General features: G+C 62.0%; 14 protein-coding genes. 13 read left to right on the top strand and 1 reads right to left on the bottom strand.

The genetic code is table 11. The annotated features are described in order from the left end of the window. Positions 1-23: 23 nt before the first annotated feature. On the bottom strand, positions 24-2,039 hold the full coding sequence (locus J9789_RS07050) for an FAD-dependent oxidoreductase (RefSeq protein ID WP_209343986.1): 2,016 nt from the start codon (positions 2,037-2,039) through the stop codon (positions 24-26). Between the two features lie 135 nt (positions 2,040-2,174). On the opposite strand from J9789_RS07050, the gene J9789_RS07045 reads away from it, so the two are divergent. From J9789_RS07045 to J9789_RS06985, 13 genes are all read left to right on the top strand, one after another. Further along, positions 2,175-3,083, top strand: coding sequence for a LysR substrate-binding domain-containing protein (locus tag J9789_RS07045; RefSeq protein ID WP_209343984.1), 909 nt, complete (start codon positions 2,175-2,177; stop codon positions 3,081-3,083). A 301-nt stretch (positions 3,084-3,384) separates the two neighbouring features. Beyond that, positions 3,385-3,801 (top strand): division/cell wall cluster transcriptional repressor MraZ, encoded by a 417-nt coding sequence (gene mraZ, locus J9789_RS07040; RefSeq protein WP_209343981.1) that lies wholly within the window; start codon positions 3,385-3,387, stop codon positions 3,799-3,801. Position 3,802: 1 nt separating this feature from the next. Then, the gene (gene rsmH, locus J9789_RS07035) at positions 3,803-4,753 is read left to right on the top strand and encodes a 16S rRNA (cytosine(1402)-N(4))-methyltransferase RsmH (protein ID WP_209343979.1); all 951 of its coding nucleotides are present in this window, start codon (positions 3,803-3,805) and stop codon (positions 4,751-4,753) included. A gap of 36 nt (positions 4,754-4,789) precedes the next feature. Further along, positions 4,790-5,341, top strand: coding sequence for a hypothetical protein (locus J9789_RS07030; protein ID WP_209343977.1), 552 nt, complete (start codon positions 4,790-4,792; stop codon positions 5,339-5,341). Between the two features lie 183 nt (positions 5,342-5,524). Next, the gene (locus J9789_RS07025) at positions 5,525-7,960 is read left to right on the top strand and encodes a penicillin-binding transpeptidase domain-containing protein (protein WP_209343975.1); all 2,436 of its coding nucleotides are present in this window, start codon (positions 5,525-5,527) and stop codon (positions 7,958-7,960) included. Positions 7,961-7,983: 23 nt separating this feature from the next. Further along, the gene (locus tag J9789_RS07020; protein WP_209343973.1) at positions 7,984-9,447 is read left to right on the top strand and encodes a UDP-N-acetylmuramoyl-L-alanyl-D-glutamate--2,6-diaminopimelate ligase; all 1,464 of its coding nucleotides are present in this window, start codon (positions 7,984-7,986) and stop codon (positions 9,445-9,447) included. 95 nt (positions 9,448-9,542) lie between these two features. Beyond that, positions 9,543-10,523, top strand: coding sequence for a phospho-N-acetylmuramoyl-pentapeptide-transferase (gene mraY, locus J9789_RS07015; RefSeq protein WP_209343971.1), 981 nt, complete (start codon positions 9,543-9,545; stop codon positions 10,521-10,523). A 35-nt stretch (positions 10,524-10,558) separates the two neighbouring features. Further along, a complete protein-coding gene (locus J9789_RS07010) occupies positions 10,559-11,770 on the top strand; it encodes a putative peptidoglycan glycosyltransferase FtsW (protein WP_245185141.1) in 1,212 nt (403 codons plus the stop codon). A gap of 25 nt (positions 11,771-11,795) precedes the next feature. After that, positions 11,796-12,929 carry an undecaprenyldiphospho-muramoylpentapeptide beta-N-acetylglucosaminyltransferase gene (gene murG, locus J9789_RS07005; protein ID WP_209343969.1) on the top strand — a complete coding sequence of 378 codons (1,134 nt, stop codon included), beginning with the start codon at positions 11,796-11,798 and terminating at the stop codon, positions 12,927-12,929. 63 nt (positions 12,930-12,992) lie between these two features. After that, positions 12,993-14,240 (top strand): UDP-N-acetylglucosamine 1-carboxyvinyltransferase, encoded by a 1,248-nt coding sequence (murA, locus tag J9789_RS07000; RefSeq protein ID WP_209343967.1) that lies wholly within the window; start codon positions 12,993-12,995, stop codon positions 14,238-14,240. A gap of 89 nt (positions 14,241-14,329) precedes the next feature. Further along, on the top strand, positions 14,330-15,310 hold the full coding sequence (locus J9789_RS06995; protein WP_209343965.1) for an FtsQ-type POTRA domain-containing protein: 981 nt from the start codon (positions 14,330-14,332) through the stop codon (positions 15,308-15,310). Positions 15,311-15,326: 16 nt separating this feature from the next. Next, positions 15,327-16,088, top strand: a complete 762-nt coding sequence (locus J9789_RS06990) for a DUF881 domain-containing protein (protein ID WP_209343963.1) — start codon at positions 15,327-15,329, stop codon at positions 16,086-16,088. After that, positions 16,089-16,478 carry a small basic family protein gene (locus J9789_RS06985; RefSeq protein ID WP_209343961.1) on the top strand — a complete coding sequence of 130 codons (390 nt, stop codon included), beginning with the start codon at positions 16,089-16,091 and terminating at the stop codon, positions 16,476-16,478. The last annotated feature ends 1 nt before the right edge of the window (position 16,479 follow it).

Here is a 16,479-nt window from a genome sequence, read left to right as displayed (position 1 = left end):
GATCTTTTTTGCAAAAACAGGGGTTACAGGATCTCCAGTGCGGCCATGTGGCCTGCCCGCACCGCGTCGCCCATCTTGGCCACGTGGTCGCAGTCGCCCAGGGTACGCACCGGGATGCTGCCGGCCAGAGCCTTGATAGCCTCCACGGCGTCGCTGTTGGGCTTCATGCCCATGGAGTAGACGCAGGTGTCGGCGTTTAGGAAGCGCTCCTGGCCGTCCACCTCCACCCGTACGCCACCGCCCTCAAAGCCCAGGCACTTGGCGCCCAGCAGCTGGTGGATGCCCCGCTGGTCCATAGTCTCCAGCAGCGCGTTGCGGTAGTAGCCGAAGGTCTCGGCGGCCATCATCTTCTGCATCTCCACCACGGTGACGTCATGACCGGCAGAGGCCAGGTGGAGGCCCACCTCACAGCCCACCAGGCCGCCGCCCACCAGCACCACCTTGTGGCCGATCTTGTCCATGTTGTGGTAGACCGACAGGGCGTCCATGGCGCTCTCGATGCCAGGAATGGGGGGCGTGAAGGGGTGGCCGCCCACGGCGATGAGGATCACGTCGGGCTTGACCTCATCCAGCAGCGCCTGGGTCACGGTGGTGTTGAGCCGGATATCGGTGCCGGCCTCCTTGGCCTCCAGGATCAGCAGATTCTTGAAGTTGCGCAGATCCTCCTTGTCGCCGTCGGTGTCGGTGAAGTTCATGGTGCCGCCCAGCACACCGGTCTGCTCCACCAGCACCGCCTTGTGGCCCCGCTGGGCGCAGGTGATGGCGGCCTGAAGTCCGCCGGGGCCGCCGCCCACGATGAGCACCTTCCGGCTGGCCTGGGGCTTGGGCATCTGCTCGGGGTGGAAGAGGAAACCGGTGTTGGGATTGATGGCGCAGCGGCCCATGGAGGCGGGGGAGTAGATTTCATCCACCTGCTCCTTGGTCATACCCTTCTCCCACAGGGGCACGTCGGTCTTGTGCTCGCAGAAGCCGGGATAGCACTGGAAGCAGCGCACGCACCGGCGGATGTGGTCGGCCTGGCCGTTGAGGGCCTTGTTGGGGAACTCGGGGTCGGCAAAGCCCTGGCGGCCCAGCTCGATGAAGTCGGCCTTGCCCTCGGCCAGCACCTGCTCGCACAGTTCGGGGCTGTTGAAGCCGCCGATGACCGCCACCTTGGACTTGGTGACCGCCGCCTTCACCTTGGCGGCGAACTCCACGTTGTAGCCGTGGGGCTCCAGGAAGGAGGTAAAGGTGTGGGTCTGGCTGCCCGCCCACTTGAGGCCGTTGGAGATGTGGATGATGTCCGCCTTGCCGTCGATGCACTTGCAGAACTCCACGGTGTCCTCAATGGTCATGCCGCCGGGCACGCCGTCCTCGGCGGAGAAGCGCAGCTCCAGCACCATGTCCTCCCTGATACCCTCCCGGACGGCGTCCAGCAGCATGATGGGGAAGCGGGCCCGGTTCTCCATGGAGCCGCCGAATTCGTCGGTGCGGTGGTTGGTCCAGGGGGAGATGAACTGCTGCATGTTGAAGCCGTGGCCGCCGTGGACCAGCACGCCGTCAAAGCCGCACTCCCGGGCGTACCGGGCGATGTTGTAGTAGTCCTTGCAGATCTTCTCCATCATGGGCCGATCCAGGGCCTTGACCTCCACGCCGTCCTCCCGGACGTAGGCGTCGGGGCCCCAGGGGCTGTAGGGCGGATTGTGCTCAGCCCGGGCGCCCTCATGGCAGAACTCCAGGTAGCACAGAGCCCCGTGCTTCTTAATGCGGTCGGCGTACTCCTTCATGGCCTCAAAGTCGGGGCCCTCATACTTGGTGAAGTCCATGGGATGTACGTAGAACAGGGCGGTGCCCTCCTCGGCGTTGACCGGGTGCTCACCGGTGGACACGCAGGCAAAGCCGCCCTTGGCCCGGTCCTCCACCATGCGGTAGACATTTTCCTTCATTTCAGGGATGGTGAAAATGGAGTGGGCGAACATGGTGGGGGCGGCGATCAGCCGGTTTTTGTAGGTCTTGCCTCGGATGGTCAGAGGGGAGAATACATGGGGATAGGGATTCATGTGGATACTCCTTCCTGATGTTATTTTTTGTGAACTATTGCTTGTTTGGAATTGTAACATCTCTTGACAGTGGTACAAAATACATTATAATTATGTCTGTCATAACTTTAAGTGATATCTGGAAAGGAGCCCTGCTTGAACTACAACAAGCTGCGCTATTTTTATGAGGTCAGCTGTACGCTGAACCTGACCCGCGCCGCCCAAAACCTCTACATCAGCCAGCCCGCCCTCAGCAAGCACATTGCCGACCTGGAGCGGGACTTTGGGGTACCCCTCTTCATTCGCACCAACCGCAACCTGCTGCTGACCCAGGCGGGGGAGGTGCTGCGGGACGAGTGCCGCCGCATCTTTGACGGGGAGGAGAACCTTTACCGCAAGGTGCGCTCGGCGGCCACCCCCGAGGCGGGCAGTCTGTCCCTGGCCTTTATGGGCATCGGGGCGGCCTATCGGATCCCCGATCTGCTGTCCCAGTTCCACCAGCGCTATCCCCAGATCAGTGTCCAGACCAAGCGGCTGAACTGGAATCTGGTCTATGATGCGGTGGAGTCGGGGGCCTGCGATGTGGGGCTGAAGCTCTCCTCCTGTGAAACCTATCCGGAGCACATCGCCCGGCGGGTGCTGCGGGAGGACCGGGTGGCCGCCGTACTGCCCGCCGGGCATCCCCTGGCAGGGGAGCGCAGGATCTCCCTGAGCCAGCTGAAGGACGATCCCTTTCTCTTCCTGGACAAGGCCGAGTCCTCCATCCCCCACGACCATGCCATGCGGCTGTGCCGGGAGGCGGGCTTTACGCCCCGGGTGGCCGCGGTCTACCCCAATGTGGAGACCGTGGTCATGATGGTCCAGGCCGGGGCGGGTGTGTCCCTTCTGTCCTCCTTTGCCCCTCTCCAGGGCCTCACCGGCGTGGTGTGCATCCCGCTGACCGAAGCGCCCGCCATCTCCCTGGACCTGCTGTGGCGGAGCGACTCCCCCAACGAGGCCAGTCGGGTGTTTGTCTCCTTTGCCAGCGAGTTTCCCTGGCAGCTGGACAGCACGGGCGGGAACTGAAAATCCGGCGGCAGGAAGAGCTTTTAACATATTTACATAACACAATAAAATTGTGACTTTTTTAGCACCATACCACCAGGTATGGTGCTTTTTTTTGCGGAACGGAAACGAAAACAATTCGAACATTTGTTTTTGATGCAGAAAAGCACGAGTTTCACAGGAAAATGCGGGAGTTTTGTGGTTAAAAAAGAGTAAAAAACTATTGCAATTCCGTTACAGACCATTTATACTGAAGGGGACGGTGGAGCGAAATGGGGGAAAACCCCGCTCAAAACCACCAAAGTGGAGGGGAGTGAAGGGCGTGACCGGCACCTACGAGCATAGCATCGACGGCAAGGGACGCCTGTTCATTCCTGCAAAACTCCGGGAGGAGTTGGGGGTTACCTTCTATCTGGCCATGGGCGTGGACGCATGCCTGGCCATCTATCCCCAGTCCACCTGGGACAGGTTTACAGAAAAGTTTGCTTCTCTCCCCATGAGCCAGTCCAAGGCCATGCGGCCCCTCTTTGCCAACGCCGCCAAGTGCGAGCTGGACAGTCAGGGCCGTATCGTGGTACCCCAGAAGCTGCGCAAATACGCCGGTCTGGGCAAGGACGTGGTCATCATCGGCGTCAACGATCGGGCTGAGATCTGGAGCGCCGATGCCTGGCAGGCTCAGGAAGAGGAAGAGATGACGCCGGAGAAGATGTCCGCTTGTATGGAGATGTTGGGGTTCTGAGATGAGTGAAGCAGGTTTTTCCCACAAGCCGGTTTTGCTGGCAGAATGTATCGAGGCCCTGAACATCCGGTCGGACGGTATCTATCTGGACGGTACCCTGGGCCGAGCGGGCCACAGCCGGGAGATCGCAAAGAAGCTGACCACCGGCCGGCTGATCTGTGTGGACCGGGACCAGGCAGCCCTGGACGCCGCTCAGGAGCGGCTGGCTCCCTGGATGGAGCGGGTCACTTTGGTGCACAGCAATTTCTGTGAACTGGACGCCATTCTGGACGGGCTGGGCCTGTCCGGTGTGGACGGTATGCTTTTTGATCTGGGGGTATCCTCCCCCCAGTTGGACGATGCCGCCCGAGGCTTCTCCTACATGGCGGACGCCCCGCTGGACATGCGGATGGACAAGTCCGATGCCCTCACCGCCCGCACGGTGGTGAACGAGTGGCCTCAGGAGGAGCTGCGGCGCATCCTGTGGCAGTACGGCGAGGAGCGCTATTCCTCCGCCATCGCCGGGGCCATTGTCCGCGCCCGGGAGAACAAGCCGGTGGAGACCACCCTGGAGCTGGTGGACATCATCAAGAGCGCCATGCCGGCCGCTGCCCTGCGGGAGAAGCAGCACCCGGCCAAGCGGTCCTTCCAGGCCATCCGCATCGCGGTCAACGACGAGCTGGGCTCAGTGGACAAGATGGTGCGCTCGGCGGTGCCCCGCCTCAATCCCGGCGGACGGCTGGCGATCATCTCCTTCCACTCGCTGGAGGACCGCATTGTCAAGAACGGGCTGGCGGAATACGCCAAGGGCTGTACCTGCCCGCCGGATTTCCCGGTGTGTGTGTGCGGGAAAAAGCCTCAGATCAAGCTGGTGAATCGGAAACCCATTGTCTCCGGTTCCGAAGAGCTGGAAGAGAATCCCCGGGCCCGCAGCGCCAAGCTGCGGGTGGCGGAAAAGCTGAGAGAGAGATAACGGCAGACTTACGAATGAGAATGGAGTGGAGCAGCCATGGCAACTGCCGTAAAGCGCAGAAGATATTCCAAATATGATACCATCCCCTTTGACGTGTATGACGGTTCTGCGGCACGGCAGCTTCAGCAGGAGGAAGTCCTTCAGCCCCGCCCGCTGGTTCGCCCCAGAGAGCGCGCGGTTGTCCGCCCCAAGGTCCGTGTGCGGGAGGCGGGAGCCGTTTCCCCCTTCGCCGTGGTGGGTTTCCTGGCGGTGGCGGTTTTCGCCGTTCTGCTGCTGTTCAGCTATGTACAGTTGGCGGTGATCTCCGACCAGGTGGTGAGCCTGCGGTCCGACCTGACCAGCCTCAAGACCGAGGAGGCCAAGCTGCGGGCCCAGTACGAGCTGGCCTACGATCTGGACACCATCGAGAGCAATCTGACTGCTGACAACAGCATGGTCAAGCCTCAGAACGGCCAGGTTATCTATGTGGACCTGTCCGAGCCGGATACCGTTACTTACTTTGAGGAAGAGAACACAGCCACCGGCCTGGAGGGAGCTGTGGAGGGCGTCCGGTCCATTATCACGGAGATCGTGGAATATTTCAGATGAGCCGCGCCATATACTGCATCGGCAGACAATAGAGACAGAAACGGGCTGCCCATACGGCTGCCCCGGAAAGAGTAGTGTAAAGAGAGGGCGTAAGAAAAGAGATTTTCTTACGCCCTCCTGCGATATTGTCCGGTATCTCCGGATACGAACTGTTTATTTTTTCCCAAGCGAGGTGAGCCGCGTATGGCAGAAAGAAAAAAGGGCAATCGAGTGATCCGGCAGCGGCCGGACCGGCGCGCCAACCGTACCATTCTGGTCCGCAGCCTGTTTTTGATGGCGATTTTTGGCCTGGTGGCCTTTATTCCACTGTTTGTCAAGCTGTGGCAGCTTCAGATCAGCCAGCACGACTACTATCAGGACCTGGCGGTCAAGCAGCAGACCCGGGACAGCACCGTTACCGCCAACCGGGGCACCATCTATGACAGCAAGGGCGAAGTGCTGGCCATGAGCGCCACGGTGTATGATGTGCAGCTCTCCCCCCGGGACCTGCAGGAGACCCTGGAGACCTACCAGGAGAAGGTGGAAGATGCCCAGGAGAATGGCGGCAAGCTGCCCGACTATCCGGAGCCCACCGACCAGTTCATCGCCGAGAACCTGGCGGCCATTCTGGATCTGGAAGTGGATGACATTCTGGATCATTTGCAGAACAAAGACTCCCAGTACGAGATCATCAAAAAGAAGATCGAGCCGGAGGAGTCGGAGGCGGTCCAGGAATTTATCACCGAGAATCACCTGTCCCACGGCATTTATCTGATGCCCACCAGCAAGCGGTACTACCCCAAGGGCAGCCTGGCCGCCCAGGTGATCGGCTGGGTCAACCCCAACCTGGACAATCAGGGCGCCTACGGCCTGGAGGCCCAGTTTGAGAGCATCCTCTCCGGCCAGACCGGCCGAGTGGTTACCGCCAAGGACGGCGTGGGCACCGAGCTGCTCTACCGGTTTGAGGACTACTACGATGCCACCGACGGCAGCAATCTGACCCTCACCATTGATTCTACCATCCAGTCCTACTGTGAGAGCATCCTCCAGGAGGGCGTGGAGCAGTTCGACGTCCAGAACGGCGGCTTCTGTATCGCCATGGACCCCAACACCGGCGCCATCCTGGGCTGGGCCAACTCCCCTGGCTTTGATCCCAATGATCCCTGGGACGTCAGCGACCCGGTGCTTCTCCAGTACCTGGAGGATATCAAGAGTGGGGAGTACACCAAGGAGGAGGCTTACGAGAAGGCCTTGGCAGAGGGCGCTTCCACCGACGAGGCCTATGAGGCGGCAGTGAGTGCGGCGGAGACCGAGGTCCTCACCACCCAGTGGACCAACCGCGCCGTGCGCCTGTCCTACGAGCCCGGTTCTACCTTTAAGTCCATTGTGCTGGCTGCCGCTCTGGAGGAGGGCGTGGTCAGCGAGAGCGACCACTTCTACTGCTCCGGCAGCGCCACGGTGGAAGGCTGGTCCAGACCCATCAGCTGTTCCTATAAACCGGGACACAAGGATCAAACGCTGGCCGAGGCTGTGGCCAACTCCTGTAACCCGGCCTTCATCGCCATCGGCCAGAAGCTGGGTGCGGAGAAATTCTACGATTATCTGGAGGACTTCGGCTTCCTGGAGCCCACCAACATCGACATGCAGGGCGAGCCTACCGGCGGCGGCCAGATCATTTGGAGCCGGGAGAACTTCAGCAACGTGAACCTGGCTACCGCCTCCTTTGGTCAGCGCTTCCAGGTCACCCCCCTGCAGCTTATCACCGCTGCCTCCTCCGTGGTCAACGGCGGCCATCTGATGCAGCCCTACGTGGTGAGCCAGATCACCGACGCTGACGGCAACGTGCTCCAGCATACCGAGCCCACCGAGGTACGCCAGGTCATCAGCGAGAAAACCAGCGAGCGCTGCCGTGCGATCCTGGAAAAGGTGGTGGACGGCGGCACCGGTAAGAACGCCGCCGTGGAGGGCTACCGCATCGGCGGCAAGACCGGCTCCTCCGAGACCACCGAGGACGACCACACCATCGTCTCCTTCCTGGGCTTTGCCCCGGCGGACGATCCCCAGGTGGTCATCCTGCTGGCTTACGACAATCCAAAGCCCGCCTACCCCGGTGCCAACACCACGGCGGACGGCTGGTACATCAGCGGCGGTAACATGGCCGCCATCAAGGCCGGTGAGCTGCTGGAGAAGATTCTGGACTATCTGGGCGTGGAGAAGAGCTACTCCGAGACTGCCGACGTGATGGTGCCTAACCTGACCGGCCTCAATCTGGCGGATGCCACTTCTGCCCTGAAGAAAAACAATCTGTCCATCCGGGTGGTGGGCGACGGCGATACCGTCACCGGCCAGATCCCGGCCAACGGCGCCTCCATCCCCGGCGGCAGCGAAGTGGTGGTCTACATGGGGGCCGAGGTACCCACCGATCAGGTCACGGTACCCAACCTGGACGGCCTGAGTATGGATCAGGCCAAGCAGAAGCTGTCGGCCCTGGGCCTCTACCTGAAGGCCACCGGCGCCACTGAGTATGGTGCCAACCTGGTGGCCTACGACCAGTCCATTGCCGCCGGTACCAGTGTGGACCGGGGTACCACCATTGAGGTGCGCTTTACCGACTCCACGGCCAGCGGCGCAGGCCTGTAACAACCAGAAAGCGGGGTGTGTGCATGAAGCTGAATGATGTACTCTCAGGCGTGGCCATCACGTCTGGGGACATCCAGGACGTGGAAATTACCGGCGTATGCTACGACACCCGAACGATGATCCCCGGCTGTCTCTTTGTGGCGCTGCCGGGCTACAAGACCGACGGACACAAATTTATTCAAACGGCTCTGGAACGGGGGGCGGCGGCAGTGCTCTGCCGCCGCCCCCCGGAGGGGGAGGGGCCCTGGCTGACCACTCCCGATCCCAGGGCGGCGCTGGCGGCGGCCTCCGCCAACTGGTTCGGCCATCCGGCGGAGGAACTGACGGTGCTGGCGGTCACCGGCACCAACGGTAAAACCACCACCACCTACCTCCTCAAAGCCATGCTGGAGGGGGTGCTGGGGGCCAAGGTGGGCCTCATTGGTACCAACCAGAATATGATCGGGGAAGAGATCCTGCCCGCCCACCGCACCACCCCGGAATCCTGGGAGGTGCAGCATCTGCTGCGGCAGATGGCGGATGCGGGATGCAGCCATGTGGTAATGGAGGCTTCCTCCCACGCTCTGGTTCTCCACCGCCTGGACGGTATCCATTTTGCCGCCGGTATCTTTACCAACCTGACCCAGGACCATCTGGATTTCCACCGCACCATGGAGGCCTACCGTCAGGCCAAGGGACTGCTGTTCCGCCAGTGCGGTACGGCGGTACTTAACCTGGACGACGAGGCGGGACGGTACTATGCCCAGACAGTGCCCTGTCCGTCCTTTACCTATTCTGAGTGCCGGAACGAGGCCGATCTGACCGCCAAAAATCTCCGGCTCTTTCCAGACCGGGTGGAGTTCGAGGCGGTGACCATGGATGCCATCGCCCGGGTCCGCCTGCCTATCCCCGGTGGGTTCACCATCTACAACGCCCTGGGTGTCATCGCCTGCGGCCTGACCCTGGGGCTGCCCCTGGGACAGATCGCATCCTCTCTGGCCAAGGCCAGGGGGGTGAAGGGCCGCATTGAGGTGGTCCCCGTTCCGGCGGACTACACCGTGCTCATCGACTACGCCCACACTCCGGACGCCCTGGAAAACATCCTTACCACCGTCCGTGACTTTACCAAAGGGCGTGTAATTTGCCTCTTCGGCTGCGGCGGCGACCGGGACCGGTCCAAGCGGCCCCAGATGGGGGCCATTGCCGGACAGCTGGCTGACGTGGCGGTGGTCACCTCCGACAATCCCCGTACCGAGGAGCCGGAGGCCATTATTCGGGATATCCTGGCGGGTATGGAGGGCACCCAGGCTCAGTGTCATGCGGAGCCCGACCGACGGCGCGCCATTGCCCTGGCCCTCTCCCTGGCCCGGACGGGAGACACGGTGGTGCTGGCGGGCAAGGGCCACGAGACCTACCAGGAGATCAACGGAGTGGAGCATCACCTGGACGAACGGGAGGAAGTGGCGGCCTTTTTTGCAAAAGCGGGGAGCAAGTTTGTTGCATTTTAGAGTGGAAACCCGGGACAGTCTGTGATAAAATACCACGTTGGTCCATTTGTTCGGACAAAAATTGAGCTGTAAGAGGCTTTGGAGGTTCAAAAGAGATGTTGAGGATCGTCATCAGCTGCCTGATCGGGTTCGTGGTGGCCGCCCTGGCGGGGCGGATCCTGATCCCCGTGCTGCGGAGCATGAAGGCCGGCCAGTCCATTAAGGAGATCGGCCCCACCTGGCATATGTCCAAACAGGGTACCCCCACCATGGGCGGACTCATGTTCATCATCGCCGTCCTTGTGGCGGTGGCTGCCCTGAGCTGGCAGGACTTTGCCGCCGGAAAATTCGGCGGCGGCTTTGTTCTGGTGTTTGCCCTGGTATTCGGCGTGATCGGCTACATTGACGACTATTTTAAGGTAAAGAAGCATGAGAACACCGGCCTGACCGCCCCCCAGAAGTTTATCCTTCAGCTTGCGGCGGCCATCCTGTTCACCGTGCTCATGCGCAATTTTGGCTACCTGACCCCTGATCTGTACATTCCCTTCTTCAATGTGACCCTGTCGGTGCCCTGGCCCCTGTACATGGTCTTTGCCGCCTTTGTGATGGTGGGCTGCGTCAACGCCGTCAACATCACCGACGGCATCGACGGCCTGGCCAGCGGCGTCACTATGCCGGTGATGCTCTTTTTCACCGCCGTGGCCTGCTGGTGGGGTCACTATGAGCTGGGCATCTTCTCCGCCGCCCTGCTGGGCGGCCTGGCCGGATTTTTGATCTACAACTTCCACCCGGCCAAGGTGTTTATGGGCGACACCGGCTCCCTCTTCCTGGGCGGCGCGGTATGCGGCCTGGCTTTTGCCCTGGATATCCCCCTGGTGCTCATCCTGGTGGGAATCATCTACATTGCGGAGACTATGTCTGATATTATACAGGTTGGATACTTCAAGCTCACCCACGGCAAGCGGATCTTCCGCATGGCTCCCCTCCATCACCACCTGGAGATGGGCGGCTGGAGTGAGGTGAAGCTGTTCTGTGTCTTCACCGGGATTACCCTGGTGATGTGCGTGCTGGCGTTCTGGGGGGTCATGTACCGCTGAGAACGAGCATAACCCGGTAAGGAGGTGACGCTGCCATGAAAAAACGCAGACGGGACCTGACGGTCATGCAGCAGCTGGCCCGTGGCCCCATTGATATTCCCTTTCTGATGCTGGTGGTGATTTTGACCGTCATCGGTGTCATCATGGTGTTCTCCGCCTCCTATCCCACCGCCATGAACGAGGGGCTCAGCCCCACCAACTACTTCTTCAAGCAGGCCACCTTCGGCGGCGTTGGTCTGGCAGCCATGTATCTGATCTCCAAGATCAACTACCAGACCTTCCGCGGCCTGTCCGTCTTCGTACTGGCCATCTCCATCATCCTGCTGGTGCTGGTCATCCCCTTCGGCTATGGCCGGAGTACCGTAGGTGCCCAGCGTTGGATCAGCCTGCCCATCATCGGCGGCTTCCAGCCCTCGGAGATCGCCAAGGTGGGCGTCATCATGTATTTTGCCGCCCGCCTGTCCAAGCGCAACACCCAAAAGCACAAGCGGCTGCCTCCCCGGCACCCCCTCAGCGGCCTCTATGCCTGGCTGGATGAGAAGGGCGTGCTGGAGCCCATCCCGTACTTTGTGGTTCTGGGCCTGGTGGCCATCCTCATGCTGATGGAGCCCCACATGTCCGGCACCATTCTGGTACTGATGGGCGGCGCGTCGGTGCTCTTTGCCGCCGGCATCCGGCTGTACTGGTTCATCGGCGGCGGTACCGCCGCGGCAGCCGGCCTGTTCTTCATCATGACCCAGACCAGCTACATGGCCACCCGTCTGGCCATCTGGAAGGACCCCTGGAACGACGGTATGAACGGCCGGGGCAGCGGCTTCCAGACCATCCAGTCCCTGTATGCCATCGGCTCCGGCGGCCTGCTGGGCGTGGGCCTGGGCAAGAGCCGCCAGAAATTCCTCTACCTGCCCGAGTCGGAGAACGACTACATCTTCTCCATCGTCTGTGAGGAGCTGGGCTTTATCGGGGCGGCGATCATCATCCTGCTCTTTGTGCTGCTCATCATCCGGGGCTACTGGATTGCCGTCCATGCCCGGGACCGGTTCGGCTCCCTGCTGGTGGTGGGTATCACCACCCTGACGGCGGTGCAGGTCTTCCTGAACATCGCCGTGGTTACCAACCTGATCCCCTCCACCGGTATCTCGCTGCCCTTCTTCAGCTACGGCGGCACGGCATTGATGATCCAGCTGGGCGAGATGGGCATGGTACTATCAGTGTCACGACAAATACCCGCACCCAAACAAGAATAGTGTGATGCAGGAGGGAAATGGGTAAATGAAAATCCTCTTTACCTGCGGCGGCACCGCGGGACATGTGAATCCGGCGGTGGCCCTGGCCCAGATGTTCCAGGCCCGCAATCCGGGCTGCCAGGTGCTCTTTGTGGGAGCCGACGGCGGCATGGAGACCCGCCTGGTGCCCAAGGAGGGCTATGAGATCCAGACGGTGACCATCACCAATTTCCAGCGGTCGCTCACCCCGGCGGCCATCGTCCACAACGTGAAAACCCTGCTGAATATGAACAAGTCCAAGAAGCAGGCCAACGCCATTCTGGACCGGTTCCGGCCCGACCTGGTGGTGGGTACCGGCGGCTACGCCTCCTACCCTGTGGTCAACGCGGCGGCCGCCCGGGGCATTCCTACCGCCGTCCACGAGTCCAACGCCGTCCCCGGCCTGACCACCAAGACCCTGTCCAAGGTGGTGGACGTGGTGATGGTGGGCTTTGAGGAGAGCCGGAACCACTACGACGACCCCTCCAAGGTGGTGGTCACCGGTACCCCGGTGCGGGAGGATTTCTTCCGCTACAACCGGAAGGAGGCCCGGGAGAAGCTGGGCTTTACCGACGACCGGCCCTTGGTGGTGTCTGTGTGGGGCAGCTTGGGCGCCAAGGTGATGAACGAGCAGATCACCGACTGCATCGTCCAGGAGTGCCGGGCGGGCGCCCCCTGGCGGCACATCCACGGTGCGGGCCGCAACTACGAGCAGGTGCTGGCCGGTCTGAAGGAGCAGGGCATCGACCTGGCCCAGTATCCTGGTGTGGAGGTGCGGCAGTACATTTACGACATGCCTCTGGTGATGGCGGCGGCCGACCTGGTGCTCTGCCGGGCGGGTGCCTCCACCATCGCAGAGCTTACCGCCATTGCCCGGCCTGCGGTGCTGGTGCCCTCCCCCAATGTGGTGGCCGACCACCAGACCCAAAACGCCAGAGTGCTGGCCAACGCCGGCGGTGCGGTGCTGCTGCCTGAGAGCGAGTCCAGCGGTGAGAAGCTCCATGAACTGGTGGGCCAGCTGCTGGCCGACCCGGACCGCCGGGAGAACATGGGCCGCGCCCTGCGGGAGATGGGCTCTCCCGACGCGGCCGAGAAAATTTACCAGACCCTGAAGGAATTGCTGGAAAAGCGGGCAAAATGAACCGGCCTTCCATCAAACGCATAGGATGACGTACATAAATCCTGAATGCGGAGGATGGAAGCTATGAGTGCATATGTGATAGAAGGCGGACGGGCGCTGGACGGCTCCGTGCAGATCCACGGAGCCAAAAACAGCGTGCTGCCCATTCTGGCGGCCTGTTTACTGGCCCCGGGGGCCTGTGTGATCCAGAATTGCCCCCGCCTCTCCGATGTGGAGGCCTCCCTGGCCATTTTGCGCCACCTGGGCTGCCGGGCGGAGCGGCAGGGGGAGGCGGTGGTGGTGGACGCGTCCGCTCCCACCCGGTTTGACGTGCCCGACCGGCTGATGCGGGAGATGCGCTCCTCCGTTATCTTCCTGGGGGCCATCCTGGGACGGATGGGACAGGCACGGCTGTGTGCCCCCGGCGGCTGCGAGCTGGGGCCCCGGCCCATTGATCTGCATCTGGCCGCCATCCGGGCCCTGGGGGGCACGGTGGAGGAGCAGGGCGGCAGTCTGCTGTGCCATGGACAGCTCCGGGGCGCGGACATCGTGCTCTCCCTGCCCAGCGTAGGGGCCACCGAGAATGCCATGCTGGCGGCGGTGTGTGCCCAGGGCACCACAACCATTACCAACGCCGCCCGGGAACCGGAGATCGTGGATCTCCAGGGCTTTTTGCAGGCTCTGGGGGCCAATGTCCGGGGGGCGGGCAGCTCGGTCATCACTGTGGAGGGAGGTATTCCGCTCCACGGTGGGTCCTACCGGGTGATGGGGGACCGGATCGTGGCCGCTACTTACCTCACCGCCGCTGCGGCGGCAGGGGGCAGTGTGGAGGTCACTGGTGTGGACTGGCGCACTCTGTCCACGGTGACGGCGGTGCTGAAGGAGGCCGGCTGTCAGGTCGCCAGCGGCGCGGACCGGATCTTTCTCCGGACAGAGGGCCCCCTGAAAGGGGTGCGCCCGGTGCGCACCGCCCCCTATCCCGGCTTTCCTACCGATGCACAGGCCCCTCTGATGGCGGCACTGGCAGGGGGGACCGGCTGCACCGTCTTTGTGGAAAACATGTTTGAGAGCCGCTACCGCCATGTGGATGAGCTGATCCGCATGGGGGCGGATATCCGGGTGGAAGGCCGGGTGGCCGTGGTGTACGGCGTCTCCCGGCTCCACGGCGCGCCGGTGATGGCCACCGACCTGCGGGGCGGGGCCGCCCTGGTGGTGGCCGCCCTGGGAGCCGAGGGGACCAGCACCGTTACCGGCCTGCACCATATAGACCGGGGCTATCAGTCCCTGGAGTACGATTTGCAGTGCCTGGGGGCCAGCATCCGGCGGATGTAGGGTAAGTTTGAGAAAATCGTAAGAATTTCTTAGCAAAGATTCAACCATTCCATGCGAGGATAGAGAAAAAAGAACAGGAGATCGACGCAATGGCGGCAAGACGGAACAGAAGAGGACGGCGGCGGAACAGAGGGCGCTTTGGCGGCCTCTATAAGCTGCTGTCCATTCTGCTCATCTTTGCCGCCATTTTGGTTGGCTGTATCATCTTTTTCCGGGTGAACACCATGGTTGTGACGGGCAACTCACGCTATACCCAGGAGGAGATCATCGCCGCCGCCGGCGTGGAGCATGGGGACAACCTGTTTACCCTGAACAAGTATCAAATCGCCGACCGCATCCTTACCCAGCTGCCCTATGTGGACGATGTGACCATCAGCCGCAAGCTGCCCGACACCCTCATCTTTGAGGTGGCGGAGAGCACCGGTGTGGCCTGGGTGGAGAGCGGCGGCTCCTACTGGCTCATTAACAACAACTGCAAGGTGCTGGAGGTGGGAGACGCCTCCCTGGTCCAGGGCAAGCCCCAGCTGCTGGGCATCACGCCGGAGAATCCCACGGTGGGCAATACCCTGACCGTGGCCCCGGAGCAGCAAGCCAAGCTGGAGCGGCTCCAGGCCTTCCTCCAGGCCATCCAGGCCCGGGTGATGACAGGCAGCCTCAGCGCCTTCATTGATCTCACCGCCGACAACGAGATCCGGTTCGGCTACGGCGCCAACCTGACGGTGGTGTTCCCCATGAACGGGGATTTTAACGACGCCACCTACGAGCTTAAGCGTACCCTGGATACCATGGATGAGCGAGGCATCACCCGCACCGGTACCCTGGATCTCAACTACGAGAGCCGGGAGGTCCATCTGCTGCCGGAGCGCTGGATGCCCGAGGGGTGGAGCCCTGTGGAGGCTCCCGTTGAACCCACCGAGCCCACCCAGCAGCCGGAGGCCTCCGGCGGGGAGACAGAGGGAACTGTGACCGATGAGAGTACGGCGGCGCCGGAAACCTCGGAGACCCCGGCATCCCCGGACCCCTCCCATACGCCCATGGTGCCCGAGCAGGCACCGGAGCAGGCGGAGTAACAACAAGGAGAATTTCATGGCAGAGAAGAAACGACGCAAGAGAGGCGAGTTTGCGGTGGTGGTAGTGTGCATCATCGTGGGCTATCTGCTGGCAGCCCAGCTGCGCAGCGTACAGCTCACCGGTGCGGCGGACGCCACCAATGCCAGCCGCCTTGAGACCCTGCAGGAGCTCTACAACGAGCAGACCAAGCAGAACGACGCCCTGGAGGACCAGGTGGCCCAGCTTCAGGATGAGCTGAGCATCTACCGGGACCAGGCCGCCTCGGGCACCGAGGGCAGCGAGGCCCTGCGCAAAGAGGTGGAGCAGCTGGAGATCGCCGCCGGACGTACCGACGTGGAGGGCCCCGGCGTGACGGTGATCCTGCAGGATTCCACCCAGACCAATGTGACCGGCGACGAGGCCGATTACCTGATCCACGACAATGACCTTCTGTCCGTGGTCAACGAGCTGCGCTCCGCCGGAGCGGAGGCCATCTCCCTCAACGGTGAGCGGCTGCTGGCCAACAGCGAGATCCGCTGCACCGGCGCGGTGGTGACGGTGAACGGCCGACGGTATGCCGCCCCCTACGTGATCTTCGCCATCGGCGATCCCGATACCCTGTACAGCGCCCTCACCATGCGCAACGGCGTGGTGGATGTGCTGAGCCAGTGGGGGATCTCGGTGCAGGTGACGGCCAGCGATCTGCTGCTCATCCCCAAGTACAATGGCACCATCAACTACCAGTACGCCCATACGGTAACGTCCGATGCGGCGGAGCGGCAAGAGGGGGGAGAGTAAATGCTGGAACTGATCGGCCTGCTGGCAGGCGTTGTGATGGGCATCCTGGTGCCCTGGACCATTCCCAGCCAGTATTCTCTGTATGTGGCCGCCGGACTGCTGGCGGCTCTGGACTCCGCCCTGGGCGGATACTGCGCCCGGATCAAAGGGGAATTCCATCTGTCCGTATTCCTTTCGGGCACCATTGGAAACGCAGCCATTGCTGCTTTTCTCACCTGGCTCGGCCAGAAATTGGGAATCCCGCTGTACCTTGCGGCAGTGGTGGTTTTCGGCACCCGCATGTTCCAAAACTTTGCTAAAATCCGGCGGGAACTATTGACCTCGAAGCAAAAGAGAGATACAATAAATCAACTAGATATAGTATCTTCCCAGCAGGAGGACCAAAGATAAG

Origin of the sequence: Flavonifractor sp. AGMB03687 (assembly GCF_017811815.1) — a bacterium.
In the GTDB taxonomy this organism is placed as follows: Bacteria; Bacillota; Clostridia; order Oscillospirales; family Oscillospiraceae; genus Flavonifractor.
The sequence above is the reverse complement of the archived record's forward strand: the minus strand, read 5'-3'. Positions and strand labels throughout refer to the sequence as shown.